The sequence below is a fragment of the Acidovorax sp. GW823-FHT01C06 genome (assembly GCF_058798375.1).
In genome coordinates, this window is the sequence record NZ_JBXAKN010000001.1 from 1,173,716 (window position 1) to 1,186,105 (window position 12,390).

Annotated in this window: 8 protein-coding genes; all 8 read left to right on the plus strand. The window is 68.3% G+C overall.

Annotated features, from left to right (window positions below; translation table 11 throughout):
- Positions 1-96 precede the first annotated feature (96 nt).
- Positions 97-2,007: an NADH-ubiquinone oxidoreductase-F iron-sulfur binding region domain-containing protein gene (locus AC1RCS_RS05360; RefSeq protein ID WP_492244481.1), complete on the plus strand. Its 1,911-nt coding sequence runs from the start codon at positions 97-99 to the stop codon at positions 2,005-2,007.
- Positions 2,004-4,913, plus strand: coding sequence for a formate dehydrogenase subunit alpha (gene fdhF, locus AC1RCS_RS05365; RefSeq protein WP_492244482.1), 2,910 nt, complete (start codon positions 2,004-2,006; stop codon positions 4,911-4,913). Before AC1RCS_RS05360 ends, fdhF begins: the two co-directional genes overlap by 4 nt.
- Positions 4,914-4,976: 63 nt before the next feature.
- Positions 4,977-5,564 carry a DUF3305 domain-containing protein gene (locus AC1RCS_RS05370; protein ID WP_492244483.1) on the plus strand — a complete coding sequence of 196 codons (588 nt, stop codon included), beginning with the start codon at positions 4,977-4,979 and terminating at the stop codon, positions 5,562-5,564.
- Positions 5,557-6,276, plus strand: a complete 720-nt coding sequence (locus tag AC1RCS_RS05375; protein ID WP_492244484.1) for a DUF3306 domain-containing protein — start codon at positions 5,557-5,559, stop codon at positions 6,274-6,276. Before AC1RCS_RS05370 ends, AC1RCS_RS05375 begins: the two co-directional genes overlap by 8 nt.
- Positions 6,236-8,311 carry a 4Fe-4S binding protein gene (locus AC1RCS_RS05380; protein ID WP_492244514.1) on the plus strand — a complete coding sequence of 692 codons (2,076 nt, stop codon included), beginning with the start codon at positions 6,236-6,238 and terminating at the stop codon, positions 8,309-8,311. Before AC1RCS_RS05375 ends, AC1RCS_RS05380 begins: the two co-directional genes overlap by 41 nt.
- Before the next feature lie 14 nt (positions 8,312-8,325).
- Positions 8,326-8,940: a TorD/DmsD family molecular chaperone gene (locus AC1RCS_RS05385; protein WP_492244485.1), complete on the plus strand. Its 615-nt coding sequence runs from the start codon at positions 8,326-8,328 to the stop codon at positions 8,938-8,940.
- A 146-nt stretch (positions 8,941-9,086) separates the two neighbouring features.
- Positions 9,087-9,299 (plus strand): formate dehydrogenase, encoded by a 213-nt coding sequence (locus AC1RCS_RS05390; RefSeq protein ID WP_218295862.1) that lies wholly within the window; start codon positions 9,087-9,089, stop codon positions 9,297-9,299.
- A gap of 13 nt (positions 9,300-9,312) precedes the next feature.
- Complete coding sequence (locus AC1RCS_RS05395) at positions 9,313-12,279, plus strand: formate dehydrogenase subunit alpha (protein ID WP_492244486.1); 2,967 nt, start codon at positions 9,313-9,315, stop codon at positions 12,277-12,279.
- Positions 12,280-12,390: the final 111 nt, after the last annotated feature.

Consider the following 12,390-nt stretch of genomic DNA (forward strand, 5'->3'; position numbering starts at 1 on the left):
TGACGCCCCCGCGGGCCTCGTCGACACTGCGCTCGCCAGCCTGCGGTATGCAGGCGGCTTCATAACCACCGCTGCGCGCCCCCACGATCCCGATCCATGAATCCTGCACCCGAAGCCCCCACCGTGGCCGCCGTGTCCGTCAACGACATGCGCGAGCGCATCCGCCGCAAGAGCCGCCTGAAAGGCCGCCAGCCCGAGGATGCCGCGCTGGCCGAGGTGGCGCAGCTGCTGGGGCCGCGCCCGGCCGATGGTTTTCGGCGCGATCTGCTCATCGAATACCTGCACCGGCTGAACGACCACTTTGGCGTGCTGCACGACCGCCACCTGGTGGCGCTGGCCAAGCAGCTCAACCGCCCCATGGCCGAGGTGTATGAAGTGGCCAGCTTCTACCACCACTTCGACATCGTGCGCGGCGAGGATGCCCAGGCCCCGCGCCTGGTGCTGCGGGTGTGCGACAGCCTGAGCTGCAGCCTGGCCGGCGCACATGAACTGCTGGCCGAGCTGCCTGGGCGCCTGCGCGCGATGAACCTTGGTGCAGGGCAGGGCAATGTGCAGGTGGTGGCCGTGCCCTGCGTGGGCCGCTGCGAGCAGGCGCCCGTGGCCGTGGTGCACCAGTGCCCGGTGCCACACGCCACGGTGGATGCCGTGCTGGACACCATCATTTCGAAGCCAAATCGGGCCCTGGCGCTTCATCCACAAGCGCTGGCAGCTATCAATTTTGATATTGCCGCGCTGGCCGAACACAGCGTGCCTGCGCAGCCAGACCCGGTCAGTCCCGCCCACACAGACCTCGCCACCTACCGCGCGCACGGCGGCTACCAGACGGCCGCCGCGCTGGTCAACGGCGAAATGGATGCCGAGGCGGTGCTCTCGGCCATGGAGAACTCGGGCCTGCGCGGCCTGGGCGGCGCAGGCTTTCCGGCGGGACGCAAATGGCGCATCGTGCGCGACCAGCCCGCGCCACGGCTGATGGCCGTCAACATCGACGAGGGCGAGCCCGGCACCTTCAAGGACCGCACCTACCTCGAACGCGACCCGCACCGCTTTCTGGAAGGCGTTCTCATCGCCGCCCAGGTAGTGGGCACCGAAGCCATCTACATCTACCTGCGCGACGAGTACCACGGCTGCCGCGCGCTGCTGCAGGCGGCGCTGCGGGATTTGCGCGCCGAACCGCCATGCCCCTTGCCGCACATCGAGCTGCGGCGCGGCGCGGGTGCCTACATCTGCGGCGAAGAGTCGGCCATGATCGAGAGCATCGAAGGCAAACGCGGCGAGCCCCGCATGCGCCCGCCCTACATCGCGCAGGTGGGCCTGTTCGGCCGGCCCACGCTGGAGCACAACTTCGAGACGCTGTACTGGGTGCGCGACATCATCGAGCGCGGGCCGCAATGGTTTGCCAGCTTTGGCCGCCACGGGCGCAAGGGGCTGCGCAGTTTCAGCGTGAGCGGACGCGTGAAGCATCCCGGCGTCAAGCTCGCGCCTGCGGGCATCACGGTGCAGGAACTCATCGACGAATACTGCGGCGGCATGCCCGACGGCCACCAGCTGTATGCCTACCTGCCCGGCGGCGCGTCGGGCGGCATCCTTCCCGCCAGCCTGAGCAACATCCCGCTCGACTTCGATACGCTGCAGCCCCACGGCTGCTTCATCGGCTCGGCCGCCGTCATCGTGCTCAGCCAGCACGACCGGGCCCGCGATGCGGCGCTGAACGTGATGCGCTTCTTCGAGCACGAAAGCTGCGGCCAGTGCACGCCCTGCCGGGTGGGCACGGCCAAGGCTGCGGCGTTGATGCGCGCCCCGCAGTGGGATGAAGAGCTGCTCGACGACCTGGCCCAGGTGATGGGCGATGCATCGATCTGCGGCCTGGGCCAGGCGGCGCCCAACCCCATCCGCTGCATCCACAAATATTTTGCGCACGAGGTGGGCGAGGCGCCCTGGCCAGGCGACCTGCCCAGGCCGCGCAACAGCCCGCTCGCCGAGCAACTGCCCGGAGGGCTGCAGCCATGAGCGCCGTGTTGACATCCACCGCGGCGCGGCCTGGCGTGGCCTTCGAGCTGGACGGCCAGCCCGTCATCGCCCACGCCGGTGAAACCATCCTCAAAGCCGCGCAGCGCCATGGCGTGGACATTCCCCACCTTTGCTACACCGACGGCCTGCGCCCCGACGGCAATTGCCGCGCCTGCGTGGTCGAGATCGCGGGCGAGCGCACGCTCGCCCCCAGCTGCTGCCGCGCGCCGACCGAGGGCATGAAGGTGTCGGCCGCCAGCCCGCGCGCCCGCAAGAGCCAGCAGATGGTGGTGGAGATGCTGCTGTCGGACATGCCCGATGTGGGCTATCGCTGGAACGACGGCCAATCAAATACTCCTGAATTGATAGCTGGTGGCGCTTATCCATCAATCGCTAGCGGCAAATTTGATTCAAATATTTCAGAAACGGTAGGCCAGCACGGTGAACTGAGCGAGTGGGCCGACCGCCTGGGCGTGGCCGTGCGCCCGGCGCTCAAGGCCCTGCGCCGCGAGCAGCCCGCGCCCGACCTGAGCCACCCGGCCATGGCCGTGAACCTGGACGCCTGCATCCAGTGCAACCGCTGCGTGCGCGCCTGCCGCGAAGAACAGGTCAACGACGTGATCGGCTACGCGCTGCGCGGCGCGCAGAGCAAGATCGTGTTCGACCTCGACGACCCCATGGCCGAGAGCACCTGCGTGGCCTGCGGCGAATGCGTGCAGGCCTGCCCCACGGGCGCGCTCAGCCCCAAGACGCACATCGGCCCGCAGGCGGTGGACCGCAAGGTCGATTCGGTCTGCCCGTTCTGCGGCGTGGGCTGCCTCATCACCTACAACGTGCGCGATGAAAAAATCATCAGCGTCGAGGGCCGCGACGGGCCGGCCAACCACGGCCGCCTGTGCGTGAAAGGGCGCTTCGGCTTCGACTACGCCCACCACCCCGACCGCCTGACGGTGCCGCTGATCCGCAAGACCGGCGTGCCCAAGGAGGTGCGGCCCTACGGCGCCGACTGGCGCGATACCTTCCGCGAAGCGACCTGGGACGAGGCGCTCGGCCTGGCCGCCGGCACGCTCAGGTCGCTGCGCGACACGCACGGCCCCAAGGCGCTGGCGGGCTTTGGATCGGCCAAGGGCAGCAACGAAGAGGCCTACCTGTTCCAGAAGCTGGTGCGCACCGGCTTTGGCAGCAACAACGTGGACCACTGCACGCGGCTGTGCCACGCCTCCAGCGTGGCCGCGTTGCTCGAAGGTGTGGGCTCGGGCGCGGTGAGCAACCCGGTGAACGACGTGGAGCATGCCGGGCTGATCTTCGTGATCGGCTCCAACCCCACGGCCAACCACCCCGTGGCGGCCACCTGGATGAAGAACGCCGCGCAGCGTGGCGCGAAGATCGTGCTGGCCGATCCGCGCATCACCGACATCGGCCGCCATGCCTGGCGCACACTGCAGTTCAAGGCCGACACCGACGTGGCCATGCTCAACGCGCTGATCCACACGGTGATCGACGAAGGCCTGGTGGATGAAGCCTTCATCCGCGACCGCGCCAACAACTTCGAGGCCTTGAAGGCCAACGTGATGGGCTGCAGCCCCGAGGCCATGGCCCCGGTGTGCGGCATCCCGGCCGAGACGCTGCGCGAGGTGGCGCGGGCGTTTGCAAAAAGCAAAGCCTCGATGATTCTGTGGGGCATGGGCGTAAGCCAGCACGTGCACGGCACCGACAACGCGCGCTGTCTGATCGCGCTGTGCGCCGTCACCGGCCAGATCGGCAAGCCCGGCTCCGGCCTGCACCCGCTGCGCGGCCAGAACAACGTGCAGGGCGCGAGCGACGCGGGGCTGATCCCCATGATGTTCCCCAATTACCAGCGGGTGGACAACGCGGAGGCGCATGCCTGGTTCGAGGACTTCTGGGGCACCAAGCTCGATGAGGCGCCGGGCTACACCGTGGTCGAGATCATGCACAAGACCCTGGCCGACGACAGCGACCCGCACAAGGTGCGGGGCATGTACATCATGGGCGAAAACCCCGCCATGAGCGACCCCGACCTGAACCACGCGCGCCACGCGCTGGCCAGCCTGTCGCACCTGGTGGTGCAGGACATCTTTTTGACCGAAACCGCCTGGCTGGCCGACGTGGTGCTGCCCGCCAGCGCCTGGCCCGAAAAGACCGGCACCGCCAGCAACACCGACCGCATGGTGCAGATGGGCCGCCGCGCCTTGAACCCGCCGGGCGACGCGCAGCCGGACCTGTGGATCATCCAGCAGATCGCCGCGCGCATGGGGCTTGGCTGGAACTACGAAGGCGAAGAGTCCGGCGTGGCCGCTGTCTACGACGAAATGCGCCAGGCCATGCATGCCAGCATCGAGGGCATCACGTGGGAGCGCCTCGCGCGCGACTCCAGCGTGACCTACCCCTGCCTCACGGAGGGCGACCCGGGCCAGCCCATCGTCTTCACCGAAAAATTCCCCACGCCCACGGGCCGCCTGCAACTGGTGCCCGCCAGCGTGATCCCGGCGGCCGAAAAGCCCGATACCGACTACCCCCTGGTGCTCATCACGGGCCGCCAGCTGGAGCACTGGCACACCGGCAGCATGACGCGGCGCAGCACCGTGCTGGACGCCATCGAGCCCATGGCCACCGCGTCGCTGCACGGCGACGAACTGGCGCGGCTGGGGGTGGAGCCCGGGTCGCTGGTGGGCATCCGCTCCCGGCGCGGTAGGGTGCAGGTGCGTGTGCGCCGCGACGACGGCACGCCGCGTGGCACGGTGTTCATGCCGTTTGCGTACGTGGAGGCGGCGGCCAACCTGCTGACCAATGCGGCGCTGGACCCGTTCGGCAAGATCCCCGAGTTCAAGTACTGCGCGGTGGCCGTCGAGCGGCTGGAGGTGGCGCAGGCCACTGCGCCGTACTGAGAACCCGCAAAGCCGCCTGGTTTTGCCTGAGCGCCGGCTGAGGGCGGAGTACAGTCAGCGCCCATGACCGAACGCCCCTACACCGACGTTGCCGTGATCATGCGCTGCGAGCGCATCGACAACCGCTGGCAGCCCTGGCGCTGGTCGCTGGCCGAGGTGGTGATCAACGAGCCCACCTTCGGCACCGCGCCGCGCCGCCTGCTCAGCGACGAGCGCGAGCAGCGCTGGCTGTTCCCCGGCTTCGTGGTGGAGCTGTTCCGCGACGATGCCGAGGGCTACCACCTCAACCTCACCTCGCCGGCCCCGTGCTGGTTCGTGCTGTGGCGCCGCGATGAGGACACCGGCACGGGCGAGATCCCGCTGGCGCGCCCCGTGGCCGTGAGCCTGAGCTACCACGACGCCGGCCGCTGGCTGGACGCGCAGGAAACCGTGGAGCAGGTGCCCGCCCCGCCCGAGGTGCTGGAGGTGCTGCGGGCCTTCGTGGCCGAGCACTACCAGCCCGAGCCCAAGCGCAGGAAGCGCCCCGACAGCTTCCGCCCCCTGCAGGACCGTTTTGGCAACCCTGCGGCCGTTTCCACCGAGAAACAGCGCGGCGGCGGCGGGCGTGGTGGTGGTGACGTCGTGGAGCAGGGAAGGGCAGACCGTGGCTGACGGATTCCTCGGGCGCTGGTCGCGCCGCAAGCAGGAGGTGCGCGAGGGCAAGCCGGTGGCAGACCCGCCGCCCGCCGCCGCACTGCCCCCCGTGCCGGCGCAGGGCCTGCCCGCCACGGCGGCGGCGACGGGGCCGGCCGCCCATCCCCCAGCGGCGGACAACCCGCCGCCCGTCGACCCGGCGCCACCGCCGCCCACGCTGGCCGATGCCCAAGCCCTCACGCCCGCGTCCGACTTCAAGCCCTTCGTGCAGCGCGCGGTTTCGCCCGAGGTGCGCAACCTGGCGATGAAGAAGCTGTTCGCCGACCCGCACTTCAACGTGATGGACGGCCTGGACATCTACATCGGCGACTACACGCAGCCCGATCCCTTGCCCGAGGGCATGCTGCGCAAAATGGCCAGCGCCCATGCCATGGGCTTTTTCGACCATGAAAAGCCCTCCCCGGACGCGGAGGGCGCTGCGGCAAAGCCCCCGGGTCCCGCTCAGCATCGGGATGATGCGGAGGCGCAAGAGGCTGCGGGCGTGGCACAGTCGGGGGTATGCACCGCTGTTCCTAGCGAGTCCTCCAGCGAGCCCGGCGCGCCCGCGCCGTCCCCCACCGGGACGGCCGACGCGCCAGCCAGCCAACCCGACCATGACCACGACGCTCATCTGCGACTGCAACCAGACGATGCCCCTCGACGCGAAGGCGTTGGGCGCGGCACTGCATGACGACCAGGGCCTGACCCTTCACTCCACGCTGTGCCGGCGCGAAGCCGGCGCTTTCCAGCAGGCCATCAAGACCGGCCAGGACGTGGTGGTGGCCTGCACGCAGGAGCAGCGCCTGTTCGCCGAACTGGGCCAGCAGACCGAGGGCGCCATCTCCCCCATCCGCTTCGTCAACATCCGCGAGACCGGCGGCTGGAGCCGCGATGCGAGCCAGGCCACCCCCAAGATCGCGGCGCTGCTGGCCGCCGCGCAGTTGCCCGAGCCCGCACCCGTGCCCACGGTCACGTTCAGGAGCGCAGGGCGCCTTCTGATCGTCGGGCCGCTGGATGCGGCCGAGCGTGCGGCGGCCATGGTGTCCGACGTGCTGGAGGTGACGGTGTTCACCCAGGGCCCGGGCGCTGCGGGCGGCGCGCAGGCGCGGCGCTTTCCCGTGCTGGGCGGGCGCATCACAGGCCTCACGGGCTGGCTGGGCGCGTTCGATCTGCAATGGACGGCCGACAACCCCATCGACCTGGACCTGTGCACCCGCTGCAATGCCTGCGTGGCCGCGTGCCCCGAAAACGCCATCGGGCTGGACTACCAGATCGACCTGTCGGCCTGCCAGTCGCACCGCACTTGCGTGAAGGTCTGCCAGGTGGCGGGTGCCATCGACTTCACCCGCGAAGCCGCGCCGCACACCGAGCGCTTCGACATCGTGCTCGACCTGCGCGCCGCCACGGCCACGCCCACCTTCGTGCAGCACGCGCTGCCGCAGGGGTACTTCCGCTGGGACGGCCGCGACATCGCCACGCTGCTGCGCCTGCGCGAACTGGTGGGCGAGTTCGAGAAACCCAAGTTCTTTGCCTACAAGCAAAAGCTGTGCGCCCACAGCCGCAATGAAACCGTGGGCTGCAATGCCTGCGTGGACATCTGCTCGGCCGAGGCCATTGCCAGCGACAAGAGCCGCCAACAAATCAAGGTGAACCCGCATTTGTGCGTGGGCTGCGGTGCCTGCACCACGGTGTGCCCCACGGGCGCGTTGACCTATGCCTACCCCGGCGCCACGGACCAGGGCACGAAGCTCAAGACGCTGCTGTCCACCTATGCCGCAGCCGGCGGCAAGGACGCCGTGGTGCTGCTGCACAGTCAGGAGCGCGGGCAGGCGCTGGTGGAGGAATTGGGCCGCGCGGCGCAGCTGAAGGTGGCGCACGGCGTGCCGGCGCGGGTGATTCCGGTGGCGGTGTGGCACACGGCCAGCCTGGGCGTGGACCTGTGGCTGAGCGCCGTGGCCTACGGCGCATCGCAGGTCGTGGTGCTGGTGACCGATGAAGAGGCCCCGCAGTACCTCGAAGGCCTGCAGGCGCAGATGGATGTGGCGCAGGCCATCTTGCGGGGGCTGGGCTACACGGGCAGCCACCTGCAGTTGGTGAAGGCCGTGCACCCCACGGCGCTCGATGCCGCGCTGCAGGCGCTGGGGCAGACCCGCCAGGCCACGCCCGCCGTGGCCGCGCGCTTCGCCGTGGCGCAGGAAAAGCGCAGCACGCTGGAGATGGCGCTGGACCATCTCATCGAACACGCGCCAGCCCCGGCCACGGTGCGGCCCGATGCCATTGCGCTGCCGGCCGCGGGCTCCCCGCTGGGCAGCATCACCGTGGACAAGGACCGCTGCACGCTGTGCCTGAGCTGCGTGAGCGCGTGCCCCGCCAGCGCCCTGCAGGACAACCCGCAACTGCCCCAGTTGCGCTTCATCGAGAAGAACTGCGTGCAGTGCGGCCTGTGCGCCACCACCTGTCCCGAGGACGCGATCACCCTGCAGCCGCGCCTGCTGCTCACGCCCGAGCGCGCGCAGCTGCGCGTGCTCAACGAAGCCAAGCCCTGGGCCTGTGTGCGCTGCAGCAAGCCGTTCGGCACGGTCAAGGCCATCGAGGCCATGCTGGGCAAGCTCTCGGGCCACCCCATGTTCCAGGGCGAGGCGCTGGAGCGCCTGAAGATGTGCAGCGACTGCCGCGTGATCGACCTGTATTCCTCCCAAAGCGAAGCGAAAGTGACGGACCTGTGAGCGCCCAACCTTCAATGACCACCCCCGGCAGCTCGGCGCTGGACGAAGAAACCGCGCGCGCCGAGCTGTATGGCCTGCTGTCGCAGCTGTACTACGCGGCGCCCGGCCCCGAACTGCTGTCCGCCCTGCGCGTGGCGGTGACGGAGGCGCCCACCGCTGGCGGCTTTCTGCAGGAGCCCTGGCAGCAACTGGTGGGCGCGGCGCGCGCGCTGGATGATGCGGCCGTGGCGCTGGAATTCGACCGCCTGTTCGGCGGCGTGGGCAAGCCCGAGGTCTACCTGTACGCATCGCACTACCTGAGCGGCTTCCTGAACGAAAAGCCCCTGGCCCGCCTGCGCGCCGACCTGGCCCGCCTGGGTTTGGCGCGTGATGAGGCGGCCATGCCCGAGACCGAAGACCACATCGCCTACCTGTGCGAGGTGATGCGCTACCTGATTGCCGGTGACGACGTGGCCGTGTGCAACCTGGCGTCCCAGCGCGACTTTTTTGCAACGCACCTGCAGCCCTGGACCGGGGCGCTGTGCGATGCGCTGGCGGCCCACCCCCAGGCCCGCCTGTATGCGGCGCTGGCCGCATTCACGCGGGCTTTCGTGGCCGTGGAGGCGCAGGGCTTCGACATGCTCGATTGAGCGGGGCGCGCTCGCGGCGTCTGGCCGGGCCGCTATAAAAGGTGAGTAACTTGGTGGGAGGTATTTGCCTCAATTGCAGTGTTGCACTCAGTGACATAGACTGTATGAACAGCCTTTCATAGCTGCCAGCCATTCTGGAGACAAGCATGCAGAACAGCCAACCCCCATCCTCGCGCCGCAGCTTCTTTGCCGGCGCCGCCACCGTCGGCGCCGCAGCGGCCGCCGTGATGGCCCTTCCCCAGGTGGCGCCGTCTTCCGATGCGGCAGTGTCCGCGCCCCCCCGCGTGGCGCCGGAGAAGGGCGGCGGGTACCACCTGTCCGCCCATGTGAAGCAGTACTACAAGACCACCCAACTCTGACGCGGGGCGCCCCATGTTGCTCACCAAGAAATCGCCGCACGCCGCGCCCGGCGCAGCCCCGGCATCTCCCTTTGTCCACAGCCTGCGCCGCGGTTTGTCGCAGGCCCTGCCCACCATGGACCGGCGCTCGTTCCTGCGCCGCTCGGGCCTGGGCGTCGGCGTCGGCATTGCCGCGTCGCAGCTGACCCTGGTCAAGAAGTCCAGTGCCGCCGAAGGCGCCAAGGTGGGCCTGGGCGACAGCAAGATCGAAGTGCGCCGCACCGTGTGCACCCACTGCTCGGTGGGCTGCGCGGTCGATGCGGTGGTCGAGAACGGCGTGTGGGTGCGCCAGGAGCCGGTGTTCGACTCGCCCATCAACCTGGGCGCGCACTGTGCCAAGGGTGCCGCGCTGCGCGAGCACGGCCACGGCGAGTACCGCCTGCGCTACCCCATGAAGCTGGTGAACGGCAAGTACGAGCGCATCAGCTGGGACACGGCGCTCAACGAGATCACCGCCAAGATGCAGGAGCTGCGCAAGGCCAGCGGCCCTGACAGCGTGTACTTCGTGGGCTCGTCCAAGCACAACAACGAGCAGGCCTACCTGCTGCGCAAGTTCGTGAGCTTCTGGGGCACCAACAACTGCGACCACCAGGCGCGCATCTGCCACTCGACCACGGTGGCCGGCGTGGCCAACACATGGGGCTACGGCGCCATGACCAATTCGTACAACGACATGCAGAACAGCAAGGTCGCCCTGTACATCGGATCCAACGCGGCCGAGGCCCACCCGGTGAGCATGCTGCACATGCTGCACGCCAAGGAAACCGGCTGCAAGATGATCGTGGTGGACCCGCGTTTCACCCGCACGGCCGCCAAGGCCGACGAATACGTGCGCATCCGTTCGGGCACCGACATCCCCTTCCTGTTCGGCCTGCTGTACCACATCTTCAAGAACGGCTGGGAAGACAAGAAGTACATCAACGACCGCGTCTACGGCATGGACAAGGTGCGCGAGGACGTGCTGGCCAAGTGGACGCCCGACAAGGTGCAGGATGCCTGCGGCGTGGGCGAGGCGCAGATGCTCAAGGTCGCCACCATGCTGCACGAGAACAACCCGGGCACCATCGTCTGGTGCATGGGCCAGACGCAGCACTCCATCGGCAATGCGATGGTGCGCGCATCGTGCATCCTGCAGCTGGCACTGGGCAATGTGGGCAAGACCGGCGGTGGCACCAACATCTTCCGGGGCCATGACAACGTGCAGGGCGCGACCGACGTGGGCCCCAACCCCGATTCGCTGCCCGGCTACTACGGCCTGGCCGAAGGCTCCTGGAAGCACTTCGCGGCGGTGTGGGGCGTGGATTTCGAATGGATCAAGAAGCAGTACGCCTCGCCCGCGATGATGACCAAGAGCGGCATCACGGTGTCGCGCTGGATTGATGGCGTGCTGGAGAACAACGAGCTCATCGACCAGGACTCCAACCTGCGCGGCGTGTTCTTCTGGGGCCACGCGCCCAACTCGCAGACGCGGGGCCTCGAGATGAAGCGGGCCATGGACAAGCTGGACCTGCTGGTGGTGGTGGACCCGTACCCCTCGGCCACGGCGGCCATGGCCGCGATGCCCGGCAAGGCCGAGGACCTCAACCCCAACCGCGCCGTGTACCTGCTGCCCGCGGCCACGCAGTTCGAGACCAGCGGCTCCTGCACGGCCTCGAACCGTTCGCTGCAGTGGCGCGAGAAAGTGATCGATCCGCTGTGGGAGAGCCGCTCCGACCACATGATCATGCACCAGTTCGCCGAGAAGCTGGGCTTTGCCACCGAGCTCTCCAAGAACTACAAGATGCAGAAGGTCAAGGGCATGGACGAGCCCGTGCCCGAGGACATCCTGCGCGAGATCAACAAGAGCGTGTGGACCATTGGCTACACCGGCCAGAGCCCCGAGCGCCTGAAGGCGCACATGAAGAACATGCACGTGTTCGACGTGAAGACCTTGAAGGCCAAGGGAGGCAAGGACAAGGACACCGGCTACGACTTCACGGGCGACTATTTCGGCCTGCCCTGGCCCTGCTACGGCACGCCCGAGCTCAAGCACCCCGGCTCGGCCAACCTGTACGACACCTCCAAGCACGTGATGGATGGCGGCGGCAACTTCCGCGCCAACTTCGGTGTGGAAAAGGACGGCCAGAACCTGCTGGCCGAGGACGGCTCGCACTCGCTGGGCAGCGAGATCACCACGGGCTACCCCGAGTTCGACCATGTGCTGCTCAAGAAGCTGGGCTGGTGGGACGACCTCACCGACGCCGAGAAAGCCAAGGCCGAGGGCAAGAACTGGAAGACCGACCCGACGGGCGCGATCATCCGCGTGGCGATGAAGCATGGCTGCCATCCCTTTGGCAATGCCAAGGCGCGCGCGGTGGTGTGGAACTTCCCCGATGCCATTCCGCAGCACCGCGAGCCGCTGTACGGCACCCGCCCGGACCTTGTCGCCAAATACCCCACCCATGACGACAAGAAGGCTTTCTGGCGCATGCCCACGCTCTACAAGAGCCTTCAGGACAAGAACGTGGCCGACAAGGTGCACGAGAAATTCCCGCTCATCCTGAGCTCGGGCCGACTCGTGGAATACGAAGGCGGCGGCGAGGAAACCCGCTCCAATCCCTGGCTGGCGGAGCTGCAGCAGGAATCGTTCGTCGAGATCAACCCCAAGACGGCGGCGGATCGCGGCATCCGCAACGGCGAGCGCGTGTGGCTCAGTTCCCCCACGGGTGCGCGGCTCAATGTGCAGGCGCTCGTCACCGAGCGCGTGGCGCCCGACACGGTATGGATGCCGTTTCACTTCTCGGGCCGCTGGCAGGGCGCCGACATGCTGGCGTACTACCCCAAGGGCGCGGCGCCCGTGGTGCGCGGCGAGGCCGTGAACACGGCCACCACCTATGGCTACGACAGCGTGACCATGATGCAGGAAACCAAGACCACGATCTGCAACGTGGAACGCGCCTGAAGACATGGCCCCCACGCTTGTCACTTTGTGTACTGCGCTGCCCCCCGAGGGGGCCGCGTTTTGCCTTGGGGCGGCCCGGCGGCAAAACCTGAATCGCTGATTGGAGACAGC

What these genes read in the sequence shown, in the direction of transcription:
- AC1RCS_RS05360 (WP_492244481.1), top strand. Translation starts at nt 97, where the DNA reads ATGAATCCTGCACCCGAAGCCCCCACCGTGGCCGCCGTGTCCGTCAAC.
- fdhF (WP_492244482.1), top strand. Translation starts at nt 2,004, where the DNA reads ATGAGCGCCGTGTTGACATCCACCGCGGCGCGGCCTGGCGTGGCCTTC.
- AC1RCS_RS05370 (WP_492244483.1), top strand. Translation starts at nt 4,977, where the DNA reads ATGACCGAACGCCCCTACACCGACGTTGCCGTGATCATGCGCTGCGAG.
- AC1RCS_RS05380 (WP_492244514.1), top strand. Translation starts at nt 6,236, where the DNA reads ATGCCCCTCGACGCGAAGGCGTTGGGCGCGGCACTGCATGACGACCAG.
- AC1RCS_RS05385 (WP_492244485.1), top strand. Translation starts at nt 8,326, where the DNA reads ATGACCACCCCCGGCAGCTCGGCGCTGGACGAAGAAACCGCGCGCGCC.
- AC1RCS_RS05390 (WP_218295862.1), top strand. Translation starts at nt 9,087, where the DNA reads ATGCAGAACAGCCAACCCCCATCCTCGCGCCGCAGCTTCTTTGCCGGC.
- AC1RCS_RS05395 (WP_492244486.1), top strand. Translation starts at nt 9,313, where the DNA reads ATGTTGCTCACCAAGAAATCGCCGCACGCCGCGCCCGGCGCAGCCCCG.